A 22979-nucleotide genomic window follows, 5' to 3' on the forward strand; every position below is an offset into this window, starting at 1 on the left:
GCGCTCGAGCGCGCACCTCCCTGCATTCCTCGGCTCTAGTGTGCCGCCCCCGGCGACCCCGCTGCGCGCGCCCCCCCCCCCCCCCCCCACACGCTAGGTCCGGCCGTATGCGGACGGTGTCCGCTGCGGGTACCGGGTGTCGTCCGAGAGCGCCCGACCGTCCGTCGGCGGCCCGGTGGCCCGGCGGCCCGGCGGCGGAGCGCCGGTCGGACCGGGCGCCGCCGAGGCGGGTGGCCGGGCCCCGGGCGGGAGTTCGGCGAGGGCGGCCCGGTGGTCGTGCGCGGGGCAGCGCCTCGACGAGGGGCTCCCCGGGTGCCGGTTAGCTGCACCGGATGCGAGTGACAGGGAGGTCGCGGGGAGGTCCGGTGACCGGTCGGACGGGGCCGCAGCGGGCGAACGGCCCGTCTGTATCATTCGTTCGCACGCAGCGGCAGGGGGCAGGGGCGACGTGGACGTGGTGGGGCCGAACGGGCCGGCGCGGGTGGGTCCGTTCCGGGTGGTGGCGGTGCTCGGGCAGGGCGGGATGGGCCGGGTGGTGCTGGGGGTGTCGCCGGACGGGCGGCCCGCGGCGGTCAAGCTGGTGCACGCCGAACTCGCCGAGGACGACGGGTTCCGGATCCGCTTCCGGCGTGAGGTGGAGGCCTCGCGGCGGGTCTCGGGCGGGTACACGGCGGCGGTGATCGCGGCCGATCCGGAGGCCGAAACCCCGTGGCTGGCCTCGCAGTTCGTGCCGGGACCGGCGCTGAACGAGGCGCTCGGGGCGGTCGGCACGCTGCCGGAGGAGTCGGTGCGGCGGCTGGCGGCCGGGCTGGCCCTGGCGCTGGTCGACGTGCACCGGGCCGGGCTGATCCACCGGGACCTCAAACCCTCCAACGTGCTGCTCACCGAGGACGGCGTGCGCGTCATCGACTTCGGGATCGCGCGGGCGGCCGAGGGCCAGGACACCAAGCTGACCCGGACCGGCGCGATGATCGGCTCGCCCGGCTACATGTCGCCCGAGCAGGTCGAGGGGCGGGAGTCGACCCCCGCCAGCGACGTGTTCTCGCTCGGCGCGACCCTGGCCGTGGCCTGCACCGGGAGGCCGGCGTTCCCGGGGGAGTCGCTGCCGCGGATCCTCTTCAACGTGCTGCACGCGGAGCCCGACCTGACCGGGGTGCCCGAGCGGCTGCGGCCGCTGCTGGCCGCGTGCCTGGCCAAGGACCCGGCCGCGCGGCCGACCCCGCAGGACGTGCTGGCGGCGGTCGGGCGGGTCGCGCCGGCGGCCCGGCCGTGGCCGGAGGCGGTGCACGGGCTGCTGGCGGCGCAGGGGGCGGGGATCGCGCGGCTGCTGGCGGCGGCCGAACCGGCGGCCGAACCGTCGGCCGGCGCCGCCGGGGCGGCGGTGGCGAGCCCGGCGGCCGGTCCGGTGGCCGGTCCGGTGGCCGCCGCGACCACGGTGGCGGCCGTCCCGGCCCCCGCGCCGTCCGCCCTCGCCCCGACCGAACCGCAGGCGCCCCCCGCCCGGCGCCGCCGGGGGGTGCGGATCGCGCTGGTGGCGGGCGCGTTCGTGCTGGCGCTCGCCGGCGTGGCGGGCGGGTTGGTCGCCACGGGCGTCGTCGACCTCGACCCGGAGCCGGTCCCCACCCCGGGCAACGTCCCGCTCTCGCAGGTCGGGGACGCGTACGCGGCGGTGGTACCGAGCTGCCTCGACGCCGCCAAGGTGACGGTGTCCGCCGACTTCGGGCCCCCGGGCGGCAACCCCGGCACCTTCGAGGCGCCGGACGAGAACGGGAAGCACCCGGAGAAGCTGTGCGACTGGCAGACGCGTTCCGGCGACCAGATCCAGATCGTCTGGGACGTCTTCCCGACCGTCCCCGGAGGGAAGACCGGCGCCGAACGGGCGAAGCAGCACTACGAGGCCCTCTACATGGGCGGCCGGACGCGTGACACCGGCGTCACCTTCGCCGAAGAGGCCTTCTGGCTGCCGAAGGACCACCTGGACGAGGACAACTGCGTGCTCTACGTCCGCGACGTGAACCTGTACGTGTTCGTCGCGGTGAAGGGCGCCGGCTATCCGCGCGGGCGGTGCGAGGAGATGACCAAGTCCGTCGCCGCCGGCGCCGTGAAGGTCGCGAAGGACGTGTCCGCCCACGGTTCGGTCGGGCCCGATCCCACCCCCACGCCGAAGGTGGTGCGGTGACGGGCACGACGATGCGGCCGCGCCGCGCGTCCGACCCGGCCGAGGTCGGGCCGTACCGGGTCCTCGCCGAACTGGGACGCGGCGGGATGGGCCGGGTGCTGCTGGGCGCCGCCCCCGACGGGCGGCTGGTGGCGGTCAAGCAGGTGCACGACCGGTTCGCCGCCGACGAGGGCTTCCGGGCCAGGTTCCGGCGGGAGGCCGGTGCCTCGCGCCGGGTGTCCGGGGCGTACACCGCGGCCGTGATGGACGCCGACGTCGACGCGCCGACGCCCTGGCTCGCCTCGGTGTTCGTGGTCGGGCCCTCGCTCGGCGCCGCCGTCGAGGCCGGTGGCCCGCTGCCCCAGGACGCGGTGCACCGGCTCGCCGTCGGACTGGCCACGGCGCTGGTGGAGATCCACCGGGCCGGGCTGATCCACCGCGACCTCAAGCCGGAGAACGTGCTGCTCACCGACGACGGCGTGCGCGTCATCGACTTCGGGATCGCCCGGGCGGCCGAGGAGGACGCCGAACTCACCCACACCGGCGGCGTGATCGGCTCGCCCGCGTACATGGCGCCCGAACAGGCCGAGGGCCGGGCGCTCACCCCGGCGGCCGACGTGTTCGCGCTCGGCTCGGTGCTGGCCCTCGCCCTGACCGGCCGCAGCCCCTTCGCCGGGGCCTCCACCCTGCAGACCCTCTACAACGTCGTGCACACCGAGCCGGACCTCGCCGCCGTCCCGGCCGCCGTCGGGCCGCTGCTCGCCGCCTGCCTGGCCAAGGACCCGGCCACCCGCCCCACCCCGGCCCGGCTGCTCGAACTGCTCGGACCGGTCGCCCCCGCCGCCCGGCCGTGGCCACCCGCGGTGCACACCCTGATCGCCGCGCAGCAGACGGCCGTGGACGGGCTCCTCACGGACCTGCCGGGCGCCGCACCGACGCGACCGCGGCGGGACGAGCCGACCTCGTACCACCTGGCGGTGCCCGGGCGGACCGCCCTGGCCACGGCGGTGGACACCGGGCCCGGAGCCGACGCGCCCGCCGCCGTCGACGGCACCCCGCGCAGGCGGTCGCGCCGCACCGCCGTCGCCCTGGCGACCGCCGGGGCCGTCGCCGCGGCCGGCCTCGGCGCGTACCTGTGGCTCCGCGACCCGAACGGCCCTGCCGTCCCCGACAAGTACCTGAAGGCGCCGGTCTGCGCGGAGGCCGCCGGGCGGCTCCCGCTCCCGGCCGCCGAGCGCAAGCAGGACGACGACCACTACTCCGAGCAGTCGTCCAACGCCGAGACCCGGTGCTACTGGTACGGCTCGTCGGTCGTCTCCGGCACCCGCTCCTGGGACCAGGACCCGTCCGCGATCGTCCGCTGGACGCTCCGCCGCAGCGCCGGGACCAGCGACAACGCGACACAGGTCCAGCGTGCGGACTTCGGGCGCTCGGCCGGCGGCAAGCGGAGCGCGAGCGGCCTCGGCATCGGCGAGCAGGCGTACTGGGACTCGCCGGGCAGGGGGGCGAACTGCTCCCTGGCCGTCCGCGACGGCAACCTGGTGCTCTCGGTCGACCTCGGCGGCACGGGCCACCCGGCGAGCGGCTGCGAGGCGGAGGCCGCGACGCTCGCCCGCGCGGCGCTCGCGGCGATGCCGCGCTGAGGCGCCGGTCTGCACGGCGCGGGCCCACTGCGGGCCGAGGCGGCGGGACGGTGCCGGACGCGAGCCGCGGCACCCCCGTCGCCGCGGCTGCGGTTCGGCCCGGGAGGACGGCGAACGGTGTCCGGACGGCACCGCCCGCCGTCCCGCCGGGTCAGTTCGTCACGGTGACGCAGCTTCCGGTGTACACACCGCCGTTGGCGTTGCTGTAGCCGCACCACCAGCCGCCCGCGACGTAGGCGTAGGGCTTGTAGCTCACGGTGTACGTGCCCGCGCCCGCGGCGAAGCTCGCGCGCGCCACGATGCCGCCCGACGGGTTCTTGATCTGCATGTCGGCCCAGGCGTCGGACCCGTAGGTCGTGGTGTTGTACATGCTGCTGACGTAGTAGCCGCTGCCGTTGACGGAGAAGCAGACCCTCGGGTTGGCGCCGCTGCAGTAGCTGCCGCTGTCGGGCCGGAAGACGCCGCCGGCGACGGACGCGTCGTCCAACCGGGAGACGGTGAGCACCCCGTCGGCGGTCCTGACCTCCTTGACCACGACGGCGCCGGGCGGGGCCGACGCCGCGCCGCTCGGCGCAGCGGCCGGTGCGGTGCCCGGCGTGGCCGCCGCGGCGCCGACCGTCCCGGCCGTGCCGAGCGCGGCGAGGGCGACGGCGACCACGGCCGTCCTGGTCAGAGCCCTGGTCGGGCGCGAAGCGATCGTGCGGACGTTCATGTCTTCCTCCTCGGGTGGGCCGGTCGTGCGCCTCATCGTTGCTGACGGTCGGTCAGATCGACCACGACGTTGACCTGACGTTGACCTGACACTTGGGCCCGCTCCCGCTACGCTCGTTCGCGGTCCGCCCCGGAGGCGCGGGGCGGGGCCGGCCGCACGCTCGGCCGGGCGACCCTGGGGGATGGGTGGGGGGCTGCTGTGTTCTCCGGACTGTTGCGGGAGCGACGCCTGTCGGCGGGGTGGAGCCAGGACGAACTCGCCGAGCGCTCGGGGGTGTCGGCCCGGTCGATCAGTGCGCTGGAGGCGGGCGGGCGGCGGCCGCGGATGTCCTCGGTGGTCCGGCTCGCCGAGGCCCTGGGCGTCGATCCGGACACCCGGGCCCGGTGGCTGGCGGCGGCCCGCGACGTGGGCGCCGAGGAGCCGGCCGGACCGGACGCCCCGGCGGCCGCCCGGCCGCCCGCACCCGACGCGGTGGCCGTCCCGCCGTTCCCGCACCCGCCGGCCGGGCCGGCCGTGCCGCAGCAACTCCCCATGGCCATCCGTCACTTCACCGGCCGCTCCGACGAACTCCGCGAACTCGACGCACTGCTGGGCGACCGGATCCCCGGCTGCGGCGCGGTGGTGATCTCGGCGATTGCCGGCACCGCGGGCGTGGGCAAGACCACGCTCGCCGTGCACTTCGCCCACCGGGTGGCCGACCGCTTCCCCGACGGGCAGCTCTTCGCCAACCTGCGCGGCTTCGACCCGGCCCGGGCCCCGACGGACCCGGCCGACGTGGCGCGCGGCTTCCTGGACGCGCTCGGCGTCCCGGCCCCGCGCATCCCCACCGACCCCGACGGGCAGCTGGCGCTCCTGCGCAGTCGGCTGGCCGGCACCCGGACGCTGATCGTCCTCGACAACGCCCGCGAGGCGGAGCAGGTCCGTCCGCTGCTGCCCGGCTCGGACACCTGCCTGGTCATGGTCACCAGCCGGAACCGGATGCCCGGACTGGTCGCGCTGGAGGGCGCCGTCCCGCTCGCCCTCGACGTGCTCTCCCGCGCCGAGGCGCGCGAACTGCTCGCCCGCCGCCTCGGCCCCGGGCCCGTCGAGGAGCAGCCCGAGGGGACCGACGAACTGATCGAGCTGTGCGCCCGCCTGCCGCTCGCCCTGAACATCGCCGCCGCGCGCGCGGCCGAGCACCCCGGCACCCCGCTCGGCGTCTGGGCGCGCGAACTGCGTGACTCCCGCGCCCGCCTGGACCTGCTGTCGGCCGGCGACGGCCACGCCGACGTGCGGCTCGTGTTCTCCTGGTCCTACCGCGCCCTGAAGCCGCAGGCCGCCCGCCTGTTCCGGCTGCTCGGCCTGCACCCCGGGCCGTCCATCGGGGTCGCCGCGGCCGCGAGCCTCGCGGGACTGCCGCCGTCCCGGACCCGCCGGCTGCTGGACGACCTGCACCGCGCCCACCTGATTGCCGAGCCGGACCGCGGCCGCTACACCCTGCACGACCTGCTGCGCGCCTACGCCGCCGAACGGGCGGCCGCCGACGAGCCCCCGCGGGAGCGGGCCGGGGCGACCCTGCGGATGCTCGACCACTACCTCCACACCGCGCACCGGGCCGGCTGCCTGGCCTACGCCGACGACGCGTCCTGGCAGCCGCTGCCGCTCGGTGAGCCGGCCGCCGGGGCGCAGGCCGAGGCCCTCGCCGACCGGGGGCAGGCCCTCGCCTGGTACCGCGGGGAGCAGGCGGTGCTCGAACGGGTCGTCGACCTGGCCCACCGGGCGGGGCTCGACGCGCACGCCTGGCGACTCGTCGGCGTACAGGTATCCTTCCTGCTCAAGTCGGGGCTGTGGGCGCAGTGGCAGCGGGCCGGCGAGACCGCGCTCGCCGCCGCCGAACGGTCCGGGGACCTCCGCGGCCGGGCCCACGCGCACCGCTGGCTCGGCCAGGTCCACCGCTCCCAGGGCCGCCAGCCCCGGGCCCGGCACGAACTGGGCCTGGCCCTCGACCTGTTCGACGCGCTCGGTGACCGGCCGGGCGAGGGCAGGACCCGGCTCGACCTCGCGCTCGCCCGGGGCGAGGAGCACGACGACGCGGAGGCGGTGTCGGAGTCCCGGCGGGCGCTGGAACTGTTCCGGGAGATCGGCGACCGCAACGGGCAGGCCCTCGCGCTCAACAGCATCGGCTGGTACCTGACGCACCGGGGCGAGCCGCGCGCCGGGCTCGTGCACTGCCGGCAGGGACTGGACCTGGCCCGCGCCACCGGAAACCTCCCCGCCCAGTCGTCCATCCAGGACAGCATCGGCTACATCCACCACCAGCTCGGCGAGTACGGGGACGCCCTCCCCGCCTACCACGAGTCCCTGCGCCTGCGGCAGGAGGTCGGCGACTACTTCCTCCAGGCCGACATCCACACCCACATCGGCGACACCCACCTCGCCCTCGGTGACACGGCGGCGGCTTCGGCCGCCTGGACGAGGAGCCTGGCCATCCTCGAACACCTCCGGCACCGCGACGCCGACGCCGTCCGGGCCCGGCTGGACGCCCTCGGCGCCGGCGAGCACTGACGCCGGGCCCCGGAGCACGGACCGCCCGGCCGGTCCGGGCTGAACCGGCCGGGGAGGTCCGCCCGTACCTCCCTGGAGGAGTGAAGTCGAACACAGGGGACGCATGGTGGGCGAGGAACAGCGCGGCGGGTCGGGGCGGAGGCCGGCCGGCATCCGACTCCCTTCGGTGAACTGGGCGTTGGCTGCCGAGGAGGCCCCGACAACCGCGCCGGAGTCGGGGGCCGCGCCGGAGTCGGGGGCCGCGCCGAAGTCGGGGACCGCCCCGGAGGCGGGGGAGGCGGCTGCGGGCGCACCGACCGTCGTGTTGCCCGCGCGGGGCGGGGCCGGGCCGAGGTCCGCCTCCGGGTCCGGGGCCGTGTCCGGGACCCTTGGCGCGCCCGAGGCGGAGCCGAAGGCCGAAGCAGGGGGCCGGGCCGCCGCCGCTCCGGGGGTGTCGGCCGCCGGGACGCCCCGGACCTCGGCCGCCGCATCCGCCGCATCCGGCGCATCTTCCGAGGAGGCCGGTGCGGACCCCGGTGCCCGTCCCAGCCGGGTCTCCCGGCCGATGATCGCGGCCGCCGTCGCCGTCGGCCTGGTGCTGATCGGCACCTCGGTGGTGGTGACCCGGCTCGGCGGCAACGGTCCCGGGCACGGGCCCGGCCGGGCCGACGCGCCGCCCGGGTACGGGCAGGGCGGCGGGGACGGCGGCAGCGGCTTCGTCCCCGGGTACGACGAGCACGGCGGCACCAGCGGCGGCGGCCCCGCCCCGGACGGTCAGCCAGGGGCGGTCGTCCCGCCGGTGGACGCCGGTTCGGCCTCGCCGACCCAGGCGCCGAACGGCGCCGGCGGGGGCGGCGGCTCCAACGCCGCCACCCAGCCCGGCGGCGCGGCCAACCCGCAGACGGGAGGCGGGAGTTCCGCGGGCGGGACCGGCCAGGCCCCGGGCGGTCCGGGGGGTGCCGCCCCGGGCGGCGGCGCCGCCGGGGGGGGCCCGCCCGGCCCCCCCCCCCCCCCGCCGCCCCCGCCCCCCCCCACCCAGCCGGTCCCGCCGCCGGCCGGGTCCCCGACGTCGGCGCCGCCGGCCGCCAAGCAGCCCGCGCCGGTCACCGCGATCGCCGGACCGTACTGCGGCGGGTACCGCACCGTCGGCTGGTACGACGACGGTGACAAGGGCTGGCGCAACAACTCCGGCGGCTACACCGGCGACGGCTGCAACGGCACGTACGCCTCGATGCCGATGTCCGGTGACGCGAACGACGACAAGAGCAACTCGGTGGTCTGGACCTTCACCCTGGACAAGGTCACCAGCTGCACCCTGGCCGTCTACATCCCGGCCAGCGGCAACGTGAAGCAGGTGGGCGGCAACCCGAGCTACTACACGGTGCAGAGCGGCGGCGGCCAGGTCGGCTCGTTCTCCATCAACCAGACCGCCAGTCTCGGCAGTTGGGTGACCAAGGGGCCGTTCCCCTACCGCGGCCCGATCGCCCTCACCCTGCACAGCCGCGGCGTCGACTGGACCAGCGGGGCCAAGGGGGCCCACCACGCCGCCAGTGCGGTCCGCGCGACCTGCACGCCCTGACCCGGGCGCCAGGGCGACGACCCGGCCGACGGTCCGGGGGGGCGCGCGCGGGGGGGGGGGGGGGGCGGTTAAACAAACACCCACCCCCCGCCCCCCCCCCCTCGCGCGGGGGGGGGGGGGGGGGTGTGGGTGGGGCCCCCCCCCCCCCCGGGGGGGGGGGCCGCGCGCGCCCCCCCCCCCCCGCGCGGCCCGCGCCCCCCCCCCGCCCCCGGGCGCGGGCCCCCCCCCCCCCCGGCCGGGTCACCGGTGACGAACCACCACGCCCCATGACGAAGGGAACCCCAGGCATGTCGCGCCCGGTGCTGACGGTCTGCGCGGAGCAGCGGGAGCCCGGCTCCTACCGCACGATCGGCGAAGCCCTCCAGGCCGCCGGCAGCGGCGCGGTGATCTCGGTCCGCCCCGGCCGGTACGACGAGAACCTGGTGCTCACCAAGGAGGTCAGCATCGCCGCCGAGGACGCCCGGGGCAGCGTGCGGATCAGCCCGCGGCGCGGCTCGGTCGTCCAGGTCCTCGCCGAAACCGTCCGGCTGACCGGCTTGGTGCTGCTGGGGCAGGACGACCAGCTGCCCGCCGTGGACGTCCCGCGCGGCCGGCTCGCCCTGCGGGACTGCGAGGTCGTCGGCAACGCGTGGACCGCCGTGCTCGCCCGCCGGCAGGGCGAACTCGCCATGCACGGCTGCCGGGTGGTCAACCCGGCCGGTGCCGGACTGGTCGACACCTCCACCGGGGCCGGCCTCGTCGAGGACAGCCTCATCGAACACCTGGGCACCTCCGCCGTGGTGATCGGCGAGCGGGCGGCCCCGACCGTACGGCGCTGCGTGCTGCGCGACGCCCGGGGCAACGGGGTGTGCGCCAACGGGGAATCGGGCGGCGTGGTCGAGGACTGCGAGATCTCCGCCACCGACCAGCCCGCCGTGGCCCTGGAGGAGCGCAGCGGCCTGCGCCTGCTGCGCACCGAGATCCGCGACAGCGCGCTGGGCGTGTTCGTCGGCTCCGCCGCCCGGGTCGTGCTGGAGGACTGCACCGTGACCGCCGTCCGCGGCCACGGCTACCTGCTCACCGACGGCACCGACCCGCTGCTGCGCCGCTGCCGCGCCGTGCGCCCCCACGGCCACGGCCTGCACATCACGGGCGGGTCCCGGGGCACCTTCGAGGACTGCGAGGTCACCGCCCCCGCCCGGGCCGGCATCCACGTCGGCGGGTCGGCCCGCCCCGTCCTGATCCGGGCGGCGGTGCACGACGCCGAGACCGACGGCGTCGAACTCACCGGCGGCAGCGCTGCCGACTTCGACCGGCTGGAGGTCCGCTCCGCGGCGGGCACCGGCATCGTGGTGCGCGCGGGCGCCGACCCGCTGCTGCGCCGGACCACCGTCACCGCCGCCGGCGGCCACGGGATCGAGGTGCTGCGCGGCGGGCGCGGCCGGGTCGAGGACACCACCGTGCTCCGCTCCGGCATGCACGGCGTGCGGATCGCCGACGGCGCCCGCACCCACGTCCGCGGCAGCGAGGTGCGCGACGGCAGGTCCTGCGGCATCTCGGTCGGCACCGGGGGCACCGCCGTCCTGCACGAGGTCGACGCCACCGGCAACGCCTTCGACGGCGCGAGCGTCGAACGCGGCGGCGAACTGACCGCCACCCGCTCCCGGCTGCGGACCAACCGCCGCCACGGACTCCACCTGATGGCCGGCTCCCGCGCCACCCTGACCGCCTGCCGGCTCACCGACAACACCGCGGACGGGCTGCGCTCCGAGTCCGCGGAGCCCGTCCGGCTCACCGACTGCCTGGCCACCGGCAACCGGGGCGCGGGACTGCGGCAGACCGAGCCGACCGACCGGCTCGCGGTCGAGAACCTCGACAGCGGACACAACCGGTCGCCGGACGCCCACGGTCCGACGCCGGCCGCCGCCACCGAGCCCGGGACGGCCGCCACCGCCACCGACGGGTCCGCGCCCGCCGACGGGAGACCCCGGGGCCACGCCGCCGGTACCGGCCCGTCGGGTCCGCACGGGCCGCAGGCCCTGCTGGAGGCCCTGGTCGGGCTGGAGGGCGTCAAGGAGCAGGTCGCCACCCTGGTCAACCTCACCAAGCTGACCCGGCGCCGGGAACGGGCCGGTCTGCCCGCCGTGCCGATGAGCCGGCACCTGGTCTTCACCGGGCCGCCCGGCACCGGCAAGACCACCGTCGCCCGGCTCTACGGTGCCATCCTGGCCGAACTCGGCGTGCTGCGCAGCGGCCACCTGGTCGAGGTCGCCCGCGCCGACCTGGTCGCCCCGGTCATCGGCGGGACCACCCTGAAGACCACCGAGGCGGTCAGGAAGGCCCGCGGCGGTGTGCTCCTCGTCGACGAGGCGTACGCGCTGTCCGCCGACTCCGCCGACTCCGGCGGCACCGGGCCGGACGTCGGCCGCGAGGCGATCGACACCCTGGTGAGGCTGATGGAGGACCACCGGGACGACCTCGTGGTCGTCGTCGCCGGGGACGAGGCCGGGATGCGCGCGTTCCTCGCCGCCAACCCGGGCCTGGCCTCCCGGTTCAGCCGGACCGTCGAGTTCGCCGACTACGCCGTGGACGAGCTGGTCACGATCGTCGACCGTACGGCCGACGGACACGGCTACGAACTCGCCGACGGCACCCGCGAGGCGCTGGCCGCGCTGTTCGAACGGATGCCCAGGGGTGCCGACTTCGGCAACGGCCGGGCCGCCCGTACGGTCTTCGAGGACGTGGTCGACCGGCAGGCCTCCCGGCTCGCCGGGCTGGACCGGTTCGACGACGCGGCACTCACCCGGCTGCTGCCGGCCGATGTCGGCGAGCAGGCCGCCCCGGCCGTCGGCGCCACGGCGGGGGAGGCCGGTCCGCTGGCACAGCTGCGCTCGATGGTCGGCCTCGCCGCGGTGAAGGACCAGGTCGAGAACCTGGTCGACCTGCTCACCCAGGTACGCCGCCGGGAGGAGGCCGGACTGCCCACTCCGAGGATCAGCCACCACCTGGTCTTCGCCGGGCCCCCCGGCACCGGCAAGACCACCGTCGCCCGGCTGTACGGACGGCTGCTCGCCGAACTGGGCGTGCTGCCCGGCGGCCGGGTCGTCGAGGTCACCCGCGCCGACCTGGTCGGCCGCTACATCGGCCACACCGCCCAGCTCACCCGCGACGCCTTCGAACGCGCCCGCGGCGGCGTGCTGTTCATCGACGAGGCCTACACCCTCACCCCGCGCGGCGGCGACTTCGGCGGCGACTTCGGGCAGGAGGCCGTCGACACCCTGATGAAGCTCATGGAGGACCACCGCGACGAGGTCGTGGTGATCGTCGCCGGCTACCAGGAGGAGATGCGGGGCTTCCTCGCCTCCAACCCGGGCCTGGCCTCCCGCTTCTCCCGGCAGATCGCCTTCGACCACTACAGCGCCGACGAACTCGTCACCATCGTGCGGCTGCAGGCCGAACAGGCCGGCTACGTCTGCGCCCCCGGGACCCTCGCCGCCCTGGCACAGCTGTGCGAAGCCGTCCCGCGCGACCGCACCTTCGGCAACGGCCGCTTCGCCCGCCGGACCCTGGAAGCGATGATCACCCGGCAGGCCGGCCGCCTCGCCCGCCTCGACGGCGTGGACCCGGTCGCGCTGGGCCTGCTGCTGCCGCAGGACGTCCCGGCCGGACGGCCCGACGGCCTCGGGTGAGCGACGCGCCGTCCGTGCGGTGAATCCCCTGCGCGCGGGGCGCGACGGCGTGCGACCTGCGGTGGGGCCGGCCGCCGGCCGTGAACTCCTGGTCCCGTCACGCCCCGGACTCCCGGTCCTGCCGCGCCCGACCGACCGGCGCCCCCGGCGCGGCGCCCCGGTCCGGACCACGGTTGACGGGCCCGCTCCGGTTCACCTGAACCGGCCCCGGTGGGAGGACCGTTGAGCGGGGCAGGGCGCGGCGCGCGCCCCCGTCGTGCCGGGAGGCCGGGCCGCTCCGTAGCCCGTCCGGTCGTTCGGCAGAAATCCTCTACCCGACCGGCTACCGCTCGGTACCGTCGTGCGGTGGCACCCGGCGCCCGCCGAGTGCCACCGAGGTCGAACGAGTGTGAGTCCCGTGATCGGGACGGGGGAGGGGCACGGGATGGATGCGGACGGTCCGGAGGCGCGCGAGCTGATCGCGGCCCTGGTGCGGGCGGGCGCACCGAGTGTGCCGGGGCCGACCGGGCTGGGTGTGCCGGAGGCACCGGCGGAGGAGGTGATCGCGGTCGCCCGGCGGCTGGCGCTGCGGGCGGTGCCGCAGGGCCGGTGGCGGCCGGGGTCGGCGCCGCCGGGCCTGCTGGGGGTGGCCTCGGCGCTGGTCGTGGACGAGCACCCGTCGGCGGCGGCGTGGTCGGCGGCGGAGCGGGAGCGGCTGGCGACCTGGGTCGCGATGCTGATCGAGCACCGGGGCGAGGACGGGGTGCAGGAACTGCTGCGGGCGCTCGCCGTCGACTAGCCCCGTCCGGCCCTGTCCGGCGTCACCGGGCCACGGGGGGTGCGGCGCGGGTTGCGGTCCGGGGGCGGGAACACACCACGGGAACGGGCCGCGGGGGTGCGGGGCGGACATCGCCGACAGTGGCTCCGGCGGCGGTCCGGGGGCTGTGAGCCGGGGCGTTGGCGGATCGTTGGTGAGGACTTGGCGGGGTCCGGCAGTCTGCTCTCACAGTCGCCGCCGGGGCCGTCCGGCCGGTGCCCAACGGTGCCCTGCCCGCGCCGTGTCCCCTGCCCGATCTGAGAGGTAGCGCGTGTCGAAGCCGTCCGCCGCCCAGCCCACGCCCGTCGCCAAGCCCTCCGGGGGCCCGTCGGACGTGGAGGGGGCCGTCACCGCCCCGGCCCGCGAGGCCCGTCCGACCCTCGACCCCGACACGCTCGCCGAGATCCACCGGCTGCACGGCGGCTACCTGCTGCGTGCGCTGCTGCGGACCACCGGCGGCGACCGCGGCAAGGCCGAGGACATCCTGCAGGAGACCCTGCTGCGCGCCTGGCAGCACCCGGAGGCCCTGAGCGCCGGGCCGGAGCAGAGCCGGCCCTGGCTGTTCACGGTCGCCCGGCGGATCGCGATCGACCACTACCGGATGGCCGCCGCCCGCGCCAAGGAGGTGATCGGCGAGCCGCTGGAGGACCGCCCGCTCGCCGAGGACCCGTACGAACAGGTCGTGGTCGCCCGGGACATCTCGCTGGCGCTGCGCCGGGTGCAGAAGCACCACCGGGAGGTGCTGGTCGAGCTGCACCTGAAGGACCGGTCGGTGCTGGAGGCCTCGGCCCGGCTGGGGGTGCCGCCGGGGACGGTCAAGTCCCGCAACTTCTACGCGATCCGGGCACTGCGTCCGGTCCTGGCGGCGGAGCACGGGTACGCCCCGACCGCGCGGTCGTGGGGGGGGGGGGGGGGGCGGGGGGGCGCGCGCGCGCCCCCCCGCCGCCCCCCCCGGGGGGGGGCGCGGGGGGGGGGGCGGGGGCCCCCCCCCCCCGGGGGGGGGGGGGGGGCGGCCGCGGAGAGCGGCGCCGCCTCGGCAGCCCGGTGACGCCCGGCCGGTGAACGGCCTGGTGACGTCCGATCGGTGAACGGCCTGGTGACGCCCGGTCGGTGAACGGCCCGGTGGTGCCCGGTCGGTGAACGGCCCGGTGACGCCCGGCCGGTGAACGGCCTGGTGACGTCCGATCGGTGAACAGCGCGGTGCCCCCCGGCCGGTGGTCGGCCCCGGGTCGGCGGCCCGGGGCCGGGGCGCAGGTCACCGACCCGGGATCACCGGACCGGTGACCGGTCCGGGGAGCGGCGGTCGAGCGACTCCTCCAGGCTCGTGGTGAACTCGCTGCGGTAGCCGGCCGACCGGTCGTGGCAGCGGAAGCGGTCGAGCGCGGTGCGCAGCCGCTCGCCGACCTCCCGCTCGCGGCCGCGGGCCAGCAGGTGGGCGGCGTAGGACTGTTCGGCGAGCGCGTGCAGGTAGAGCAGGCCGGCTTCCTCGCAGGCGGCGAGCAGCCGGTGCCAGGCGAGGTCGGCGGTCTCGTCGCGGACGGTCGGCGGGAGGGCCTGCGCCTCGGTCAGCATCGACCAGAGGTGGACCTGGGTGACCGGCGCGGGCGGCAGCAGCTCGCGGGCCTCGCGGGAGCTGAGTTGTGCGCCGTCCCGGTCGCCGGTCGCCAGGCTGACCCAGCCCTGGTGGACCTTGGCGTCGACGAGCCGGCGGCGGTTTCCCGAGGCCACGGCGAGGGAGGTGGCGGAGGCCGCCAGCCGCCCGGCCTCGGCGGGGTCGCCGAGCATCGCGGTGACCAGGGCGAGGGTGGCGAGAGCCCGGACGCGTGCGGACGCGGCCCGCGGGCCGTCGGCGGAGTCGGTGGCGGCCACCGCCCTCCGTGCCGCCTCGGCCGATTCGTGCCGCCGTTCGAGCGCGACCAGCGCCTGGGCCCGGCAGTTGTGCAGCAGGGCGATCGCCACCGGGTCGCCGCACCGTTCGGCGGCCTCCTGGCCGACGCGGGTCCGGGCGAGCCAGTCGGTGAAGCGGCTGGCGCCGTAGTAGAGCGAGCCGCTGGTCAGCGCGAGGCGCCAGGCGCGTTCGGGGTCGGTGACGGCGAGGGCGTCGACCAGTGCACGGACGGCGGGTTCCTCGGCCCGGAACCAGTCGAGCGCGGTGCGGATGTCGACGGCGGACGGGAGGGCCTGCGGCGGGTGGACGGGCGGGTCGGCGTCCTCCTGACCGGGGTCGAGGAAGGAGCCGCAGTGCTGGAGGGCGGCGAGGTAGTGGTCCGCCAGGCGCTCCCGGAGCAGCTGCCGGCGCGGTTCGGGCAGGTCGGCGAGCAGGTCCGCGCCGAACAGCCGGACCAGGTCGGTGCGGCCGTAGCGGCCGGGGGCGGTGCCGGTGAGCAGGTGGTGGGCGGCGAGTTCGCCGAGCGCCCGGTGGGCGGTGGCGGTGTCCGTGCGGAGCAGGGCCGCGGCGGCCAGGGTGTCCACCTCGCCGCCGGGGTGGACGGCCAGGGCGGTGAGCAGGTCGGCGGCGGACGGGGAGAGCCGGCGGTGCGTGAGCCGGAGTTGTGCGCCGATGCCGTGGGCGCCGTCGGCGTCCAGGACGGCCAGCCGGGTCCGTTCGTCGGCGAGTTCGTCGGCGAGTTCGGCGACCGTCCAGTCGGGCCGGGAGGCCAGGTGGGCGGCGGCGGTCCGCAGGGCGAGCGGCAGCCGGTCGCAGAGGCGGACGAGGCGGGCGGCCGCCTCGGGTTCGGCGCGGACCCGTTCGGGCGTCAGGGCGCGTTCGAGGAGCAGCAGGGCGTCCTCCTCGGGCAGCGCGGCCAGGCGCAGCAGGGCGGCCCCGTCGAGGGCGACCAGGTCCTCCAGCGGGCCCCGGCTGGTGACGACCGCGGCGCAGCCGGGCCCCTCGGGCAGCAGGTCGGCAACCTGGTCGGGGTCGGCGGCGTCGTCCAGGACCACCAGCAGCCGGCGGCCCCCGGTGCGTTCGCGGAACAGCGCGGCGCGTCCGGCGCGGTCGGCGGGGACGGCGTCGGCGGGAACGCCGAGGGCGTGCAGGAAGTCGGCGAGGACGGCGTCGGGGCGCGCCGGGCCGTCCGGGTCGAGTCCGTGCAGGTCGGCGTGGAGCCGGCCGTCGGGGAAGCGGGCGGCGGAGCGGTGTGCCCAGGCGGTGACCAGCGCGCTCTTGCCGACCCCGGCGGGGCCGACCACCAGGACCGGGCCGTCCGCGGCGCGGTCCGGGCCGCAGTCGTGGTCGAGCCGGTCGAGTTCGGCCTGCCGTCCGACGAAGTCCACCATCCGGCGGGGGAGTTGCTGGGGAACCCGGGCGCCGGACCCGGGCGCCGGGGGCACGGCGGGCAGGGCGTCAGGACGGTCGTCGGCGAGCACCTCGGCGAGGGCCGCCTGCAGCGCCGGGCCGGGCCGGATCCCCAGTTCGCGGTCCAGCCGCTGCCGGGCCCGGTGGTAGGCGGTCAGCGCGTCGGCGGGCCGGCCGGCCTGGCGCAGGCAGCGCATCAGCAGCGCCACCGGTTCCTCGCGCAGCCCGTCCGCGCGGACGTCCTGTTCCAGGACCGCGACCGCCGCCGCACCGCTGCCCTGGCGCAGCCGCAGCGAGGCCCAGCGGAGCAGGGCGGCGGTGCGGGACTGCTTCAGGTGGTCCACGGCGGCGGTGCGCAGCGGGGTGTCGGGCAGGTCGGCCAGGGCCTCGCCGCGCCACAGCCGCTGCGCCTCCTCCAGCAGCGCGATCGCCTCGGTGTCGCCACCGGGGCCGCCGGTGTCGGCGTGCTCGGCGGCCCGGGCGGTCAGCGCCTCGAAGCGCAGCGCGTCCACGTCGTCGGCCGGTCCGGTCAGCAGGTAGCCCGACGCCCGGGTGTGCAGCTCGAACGGGGTGTCGGCGAGCACCTTGCGCAGCGCGGCGACGTGTCCCTGGACCGCGGCCCGCGCGCTGGCCGGAGACCGCTCGCCCCACAGCGCCTCGCAGAACCGGTCCACGGTGACCACGCGTCCGAGCCCGAGCGCCAGCAGGGCCAGCACCGCGCGCCGCTGCGCCCCGGCCAAGGTCGCGAAGCCGTCCGCCCCGACCCGCAACTCCACCGGGCCGAGCAGCCGAATCCGCACCACGTACCCCCACGTTCGCCGCACACCACGTCCGGGGTGGCCCCCGGGGTGGAGCAGTGTAGTGCGCGGACCGCGCCGGTCCGCACCAGGTCGTCGTCCCTGCCCCCGGTGGACGCGGGAGGGGCGGGTGCCGGTTGCGTCGGCCGCCGGGGCGTTTCGGCCGCGGGCCCGTGCCGGGGCCGGAGGCCGTGGCGGCGACCGGTCCTTCGTGTCGGACCCGCCGGATACCGTGCGGCCATGGTGGAACCACGTGCGGCAGGTCCCCGCGCCCGGGCCGAGCGCCCGGTGCGGCGGGTCCCGTCCCGTCGGCCCGACGGGACGGCGGGATCGTGAACGGGCAGGTCGGGCCTATCCTCGGACGGGAGTTGACGGGCAGGGGAGGAGCGGGGCGCGTGCACATCGATCTGCTCGGGCCGGTGGTCGTACGGCGGGAGGACGGGACGGCGCTGACGCCGTCGGCCCCCAAACGACGGGCACTGCTGTGCGCGCTCGCCGCCCGGCTGAACCAGACGGTGGCCACCGAGGAACTGATCGAGCTGGTCTGGGAGGGCTCGGCGCCGCCCACCGCGCGGGCCGCCCTGCAGGGGCACGTCGCGGCGCTGCGCCACCTGCTGGACGGGCCGGGGCTGGCGCTGGACACCCGGGGCGCCGGGTACCTGCTGGCCGGCGAGCCCGACCGGGTCGACGCGCTGCGCTTCGCGCGCCTGTGCGAGGAGGCGGGGGTGCTGCTGCCCGGCCCCGCCGCCCCGGACGGCCCGGTTGCGGGGGAGCGGGCCCCGGAGGATCCGGCGCTGCCGCTGCTGCGTGCCGCGCTGGACCTGTGGCGCGGCCCGGCGCTGACCGACTGCGGCTCCGTCCTGCTGCGCGAGCGGGCGCTCCCGCACCTCACCGATCTGCGGCTGCGCGCCCTGGAGCGGCTGGCCGAGGGCCTGCTCCGGGTGGGCCGCGGCGGTGAGTCGGCCGCCGAACTGGCGGCGGCGGCCGACGCCCACCCGTCCCGGCAGACGCTGACCGCCCGGCTGGTCGGCTGTCTGGAGCAGGCCGGGCGGCATGCGGAGGCGCGGGAGCGGTACGAGCGGGCGGTGGCCCGGCTCGCCGGCCCGCCCGGGCCCGAACTGCGCCGCGCCGGTGAGCTGTTCGGAGCCCGGCCCGCACCGCCCGACCGCCGCTTCGTCGGCCGGGGCGCCGAACTCGCCCGACTGGAGGAGGCCCTGCCCGCCGCCCGGGCGGGCCGCCCGATCCTGGTCACCGGCCCGGCCGGGGCCGGCAAGACCGCCCTGGTCCGGCACTGGGCGGCGGGGCTCGGCGCCGGGCACTTCCCGGACGGTCTGCTCCGTGCGGACCTGCGCGGCTTCGACCCGGACGGGCCGCGCGAACCCGCCGAGGTGCTCGGCGAGTTCCTCACCGCCCTCGGTGTCGCCCCGGAGGCGCTGCCCACCTCCACCGCCGAACGCTCCCGCCGCTACCGCGAACTCGTCGCCGGCCGGCGGCTGGCCGTGCTGCTGGACGACGCCGCCGGCTACGAGCAGCTCGTCCCCCTGCTGCCCGACCCTCCCACGGCCGACGACGGGCCGGCCCCCGTCACCGTCGTCACCAGCCGCAGCCGCCTGCACCACCTGCTGGTCCGCGAGGGCGGGATCCCGCTCCCGCTGGGCGCGCTGACCTTCGACGACGCCGCCGCGCTGCTCGCCCGCACCCTCGGACCGGATCGGGTCGGCGACGGCCCGGACGCCGTCGGCGAACTCGCCGAACTCGCGGAGCGCTGCGACCGCATGCCGCTCGCGCTGCGCCTGGCCGCCGCCCGGCTGGCCGCCCGACCGGACTGGTCCCCGGGCGACCTCGTCCGTGAACTCGCCGACGAGGAAACCGGGTTGGCCGCCCTCTCCGGCACCGGCACGAGCACCGCGCGCGGCCCGGTCGGCCTCACCACCGCCCTGGACCGGTCGTACCGGACGCTGGCGCCGGCCGCCGCCCGGCTGTTCACCCTGCTCGGCCTGCACCCCGGCGCGGTCATCGACACCGACACCGCCGCCGCCCTCGCCGACCTCCCGCCCGCCACCACCCGCACCCTGCTGACCGGACTGGACGCCGTCCACCTGCTGGAGGAGGCGACGCCCGGCCGCTACGCCCGGCGCGAGCTGGTGCGCCGCTACGCCGCCCGGCTGGCGGCCGACCTCAGCTGCGACGAACGGTTCGTCGCCCTCGACCGGCTGATCGCCCACTACCTGGACGTCACCGCCGACTGGACGGCCGAGGGCGCGGCCGGCGGGGGCGGCGGGCGCGCGGCGGCCTGGTTCCGCCGCGAGGAGAGCGCCCTGCGGGCCGTCGTGGTCTGCGCCGAGCAGTACGGCCGGAGCACCGGTTCCTGGCAGCTCGCCCACCGGATCGCCCTGTTCTACGAGACCACCGGCCACGACCTGGCCCACTGGCGGGCCGTCGTCGAGGCCGGGCTGAGCGCCGCGCACGCGGACGGGGACGAGGCGGCCGTCGCCCGGCTCGGCACCGACCTGGCCGTCCTGCACGTCGCCCGCGCGGCGCACCGCACCGCCGCCGAGCACCTGGACGTCGCGGTCGCCGCGGCGGACCGGGCCGGTGACGCGGTGCTGCGCCACCGGTGCCGCGGCCGGGTGGCCGCCGCGCTGCTGCGGGCCGGCCGCTACGAGCGGGCGCTGCCGATGCTCACCGAGCTGGTGGCCGCCGCCCGCGCCCCGGCCACGCTCCACCTGCTGGTCCCCTCGCTCACCGGCCTGGCCGACGCCCTGGTCCTGGCCGGTGACCCGGGTCCGGCCCTCGCCCACGCCGACGAGGCGGTCCGGGCCGCCGCCACCCGCTCCGCCGGTGGCGAGGCGGTCCTCGCCACCCACAGCCGCGCCCGCGCCCTGCACGCCCTCGGCCGCCGGGACGCCGCGCTCTCCTCGGCACGGCTCGCGGTCGCCCTCGGCCGTACCGTCGGCGACGCCGTGCTGGAGGCCCGTTCGCACGGCCTGCTCGCGGACCTGCTGTGCGAGCTGGGCCGCGGCGTGGAGGGCGCGGAGGCCCGGCGCCGTTCCGAGGCCCTGGCGGCGGGCGAGCACTGACCGGAGCGCGGCGGTGGGCGGAAACGCAGGTGATTCCGTCGGTGGTGAACCGCGACCGGCCGTCGAGCCGTTGTTCGGAGAGCGGAACCACAGGCGGAACTACCGGCAGTTCCGACGGTCGGAACCGGCTCGCCGCCGGACCGCCCGGGCCCGGACGGCACCTCTGACCTGGGACGGGACGTCGACGACCGGGAGGTGAAGGGGGGTTCCGCCGCCCGGGCATACTTCTGCCTGGCGTCGACCGCCGGCGCGAGACCAGGCAGAAATGCGGAAGTGGCAGGACCGAGTGAGTGGGGGCGGGGCATGGCGGCTGGTGGTGGCGCTGGGGCCGGTACGGACGTGGGCGGGTTCAGCCGTCTGCTCGCCGGGCACCGGGTGGCGGCCGGTCTGACCCAGGAGGAACTGGCCGCGGCCGCCGGGGTCAGTCTGCGGGCCCTCGGGGACATGGAGCGCGGCCGCACCCGGGGGCCGCAGCGGCGCACCGTACGGGCACTGGCCGCCGCCCTGGGGCTGGACGGGGAGCAGGCTGAGGCGCTGGACGGCGCCGCGCGTTCCGGGCGCCCGCGCGGCGTCCGGCCGGGCCCGGAGCGCGTCGTGGCCCAGGCCGGGCCGGGCGGGCAGGCCCGTGCGGAGCCGCCCGTCGCGGCGGGCCAGAGCGCCCTCGCGCTGCCCCGCGACATCGCCGACTTCACCGCCCGGGAGGGCGTCCTCGCCGCGCTCGTCGGGCTCGCCGCGGACGACCGGCCCGCGCACCCCCGGGTGGTGCTGGTCAGCGGTCAGCCCGGCCTCGGCAAGACGGCCTTCGCCCTGCACGCCGCGCACGCCCTGGCGCCGCGCTTCCCGGACGGCCAGCTCTCCCTCGACCTCGGAGGCATGTCGGCCCAGCCGCTGTCGCCCCGCGACGCCCTCGGCCAGGTGCTGCGCGCGCTGGGCGTCGAGGACGCCTCGGTGCCCGCGGGGACGGAGGAACGGGCCGGCCTCTACCGGGCCCTGGTGCGCGAGCGGCGGCTGGTCCTGGTGTTGGACGACGCCGCCGACGAGGGCCAGGTGCGCCCGCTGCTGCCGGGCTCCGGACCGGCCGTCACCATCGTGACCAGCCGCAACGCACTGCCCGGCCTGGAGTCGGTGCACCGGCTGAGCCTGGACCTGCTCGCCCCGGCCGAGGCGGCCGGCCTGCTGGCCCGGATCGCCGGCCGGGAGCGGATCGAGGCCGCGCCCGACGCCACCGCCGAACTGGCCGGGCTCTGCGGCTACCTGCCGCTCGCGCTGCGGATCGCCGGGCAGCGGCTGGTCGCCCGGCCGCAGCAGCCGGTCGCCCACCTGGTGCGCCAGCTCGCCGCCGAGGAGAACCGGCTGGACCTGCTGGAGACCGGTGACCTGGCGGTCCGTCCGGCCTTCGAACTGTCCTACCGGCGTCTGCCCGCCGAGTCCCGACTGGTGCTCCGGCGCTGCGCGTTGACCGCCGGACCGGACTTCACCGCGGTCGTCGCCGCCGCCTACGCGGGCCGGTCGCCGGCCCGGACCGAACTGCTGCTGGAGCAGCTGGTCGACACCGGACTGGTCCAGCCCGCCACCCCGGACCGCTACCGGCTGCACGACCTGGTGCGGCTCTACGCGGGCGAGCGGCTCGCCGTCGACGAGACGCCCGGGGAGCTGGCCGCGGCCCGGACCCGGGCCGGACGCTGGATCCTCGACCGGGCCGCCGCGTACGGGCTGCGCTTCGACCCCGAGCACGCCAGGGACGCCGGGGCGGCCGGCTCCGCCGGAGCCGCGTCGGCGCACCTCACCGAGGCGGCGCGCTGGCTGGAGTACGAGCACCCGGAGTGGCTGGCGGCCCTGCACCACGCGCAGCAGGCCGGCCGGTACCGGGAGGTGGTCGACACCGCCGAGGCCATGCACTGGTTCTCCGACCGGCTGCTGAGCTGGGGGATCTGGGCGGAGGTGTTCCAGCTCTCGGTGGACGCCGCCCGGGCGCTCGGCGACCGGCAGGCCGAGGCGGTGCACGTCAACTACCTGGCCTGGACCTACGTCACCTGTCTGCACCGCTACCAACGCGGCATCGAACTGGCCTCGGAGGGGCTGGAGCTGGCCCGGCAGCTGGGGGACAGGGAGCAGCAGGGCTGGGCGCTCACCTACCTCGCCTCCGGCCTGCGGTACCTGCGGCGCCACCGCGAGGCCATCGACGCCTTCCACCGGGCCGCGAACGCCTTCGCCGAGGTCGACAACCGCTCCGCCAGGATCGGCCGGCTGGTCACCCTGCGGGGCGCCGCCAACTGCCTGCGCGAGTCCGGCCGGGCCGAGGAGGCCGTGGACACCCGTCGGCGGGCCCTGGCGGGCGCGCTGGAGCTGGTGGAGCGCTGGTCCGCGCCGCTGATGAACCTGCTGGCGGCCATGACCGCGCACGAACTGGGCCTGGACCGGGCCGCGTTGAAGCGCTGGCCGGCCGCCGAGAAGGCCTTCCGGCAGGCCCTCGCGCACTACGAGGCGGTCGGCAGGCCGGACAGCATGACCAAGACGCTGACCGAACTCGGCACCGCGTTGATCGAACAGGGCCGTGCCGAGGAGGCCCGGGAACTGCTCACCGAGGCGCTCACCGACCTCAGCGCGAACGGCCCCCGGCCGGGGCCGCCGCGCCACTGACCCGGCGGCCCACCCCGCAGGCCCGGCAGGCGGGCCCGTCTGCCGGGCCCACCTGACGGACCCGCCCCTGCGCCCGCCCGGAGGC

At 77.6% G+C, this 22979-nt stretch carries 11 protein-coding genes; 9 read left to right on the plus strand and 2 right to left on the minus strand.

Features of this window, described 5'->3' with window-relative positions; all coding sequences use genetic code 11:
- Positions 1-448 precede the first annotated feature (448 nt).
- The gene (locus ACFV0O_RS35170) at positions 449-2179 is read left to right on the plus strand and encodes a serine/threonine-protein kinase (protein WP_380347981.1); all 1731 of its coding nucleotides are present in this window, start codon (positions 449-451) and stop codon (positions 2177-2179) included.
- Positions 2176-3801: a serine/threonine-protein kinase gene (locus ACFV0O_RS35175; RefSeq protein ID WP_380347983.1), complete on the plus strand. Its 1626-nt coding sequence runs from the start codon at positions 2176-2178 to the stop codon at positions 3799-3801. Before ACFV0O_RS35170 ends, ACFV0O_RS35175 begins: the two co-directional genes overlap by 4 nt.
- Before the next feature lie 151 nt (positions 3802-3952).
- On the opposite strand, the gene ACFV0O_RS35180 is transcribed toward ACFV0O_RS35175, so the two are convergent.
- On the minus strand, positions 3953-4513 hold the full coding sequence (locus ACFV0O_RS35180; RefSeq protein WP_380347985.1) for a hypothetical protein: 561 nt from the start codon (positions 4511-4513) through the stop codon (positions 3953-3955).
- Positions 4514-4711: 198 nt separating this feature from the next.
- Here ACFV0O_RS35180 and ACFV0O_RS35185 point away from each other — a divergent pair, with 198 nt between their 5' ends.
- The 5 genes from ACFV0O_RS35185 to ACFV0O_RS35205 all read left to right on the plus strand — a co-directional run bounded on the left by ACFV0O_RS35185 (position 4712) and on the right by ACFV0O_RS35205 (position 14127).
- A complete protein-coding gene (locus ACFV0O_RS35185) occupies positions 4712-7057 on the plus strand; it encodes an ATP-binding protein (protein ID WP_380347986.1) in 2346 nt (781 codons plus the stop codon).
- A gap of 355 nt (positions 7058-7412) precedes the next feature.
- Positions 7413-8615: a hypothetical protein gene (locus ACFV0O_RS35190; protein WP_380347988.1), complete on the plus strand. Its 1203-nt coding sequence runs from the start codon at positions 7413-7415 to the stop codon at positions 8613-8615.
- Positions 8616-8902: 287 nt separating this feature from the next.
- A complete protein-coding gene (locus ACFV0O_RS35195; RefSeq protein WP_380347990.1) occupies positions 8903-12283 on the plus strand; it encodes a right-handed parallel beta-helix repeat-containing protein in 3381 nt (1126 codons plus the stop codon).
- 424 nt (positions 12284-12707) lie between these two features.
- Positions 12708-13061, plus strand: coding sequence for a hypothetical protein (locus ACFV0O_RS35200; protein WP_380347992.1), 354 nt, complete (start codon positions 12708-12710; stop codon positions 13059-13061).
- A gap of 289 nt (positions 13062-13350) precedes the next feature.
- Positions 13351-14127 carry a sigma-70 family RNA polymerase sigma factor gene (locus ACFV0O_RS35205; RefSeq protein ID WP_380347994.1) on the plus strand — a complete coding sequence of 259 codons (777 nt, stop codon included), beginning with the start codon at positions 13351-13353 and terminating at the stop codon, positions 14125-14127.
- A 221-nt stretch (positions 14128-14348) separates the two neighbouring features.
- On the opposite strand, the gene ACFV0O_RS35210 is transcribed toward ACFV0O_RS35205, so the two are convergent.
- Entirely contained in the window at positions 14349-17180 is a 2832-nt protein-coding gene (locus ACFV0O_RS35210) for a BTAD domain-containing putative transcriptional regulator (RefSeq protein ID WP_360268194.1), read from the minus strand.
- A gap of 389 nt (positions 17181-17569) precedes the next feature.
- On the opposite strand from ACFV0O_RS35210, the gene ACFV0O_RS35215 reads away from it, so the two are divergent.
- The gene (locus ACFV0O_RS35215) at positions 17570-20254 is read left to right on the plus strand and encodes a BTAD domain-containing putative transcriptional regulator (RefSeq protein ID WP_380347996.1); all 2685 of its coding nucleotides are present in this window, start codon (positions 17570-17572) and stop codon (positions 20252-20254) included.
- A 339-nt stretch (positions 20255-20593) separates the two neighbouring features.
- Positions 20594-22894, plus strand: a complete 2301-nt coding sequence (locus tag ACFV0O_RS35220; protein ID WP_380347998.1) for an ATP-binding protein — start codon at positions 20594-20596, stop codon at positions 22892-22894.
- Positions 22895-22979 lie beyond the last annotated feature (85 nt).

Origin of the sequence: Kitasatospora sp. NPDC059577 (genome assembly GCF_042735475.1) — a bacterium.
Taxonomy (GTDB): Bacteria; Actinomycetota; Actinomycetes; order Streptomycetales; family Streptomycetaceae; genus Kitasatospora.

What these genes read in the sequence shown, in the direction of transcription:
- ACFV0O_RS35180 (WP_380347985.1), bottom strand. Translation starts at nt 4,513, where the DNA reads ATGAACGTCCGCACGATCGCTTCGCGCCCGACCAGGGCTCTGACCAGG.
- ACFV0O_RS35195 (WP_380347990.1), top strand. Translation starts at nt 8,903, where the DNA reads ATGTCGCGCCCGGTGCTGACGGTCTGCGCGGAGCAGCGGGAGCCCGGC.
- ACFV0O_RS35200 (WP_380347992.1), top strand. Translation starts at nt 12,708, where the DNA reads ATGGATGCGGACGGTCCGGAGGCGCGCGAGCTGATCGCGGCCCTGGTG.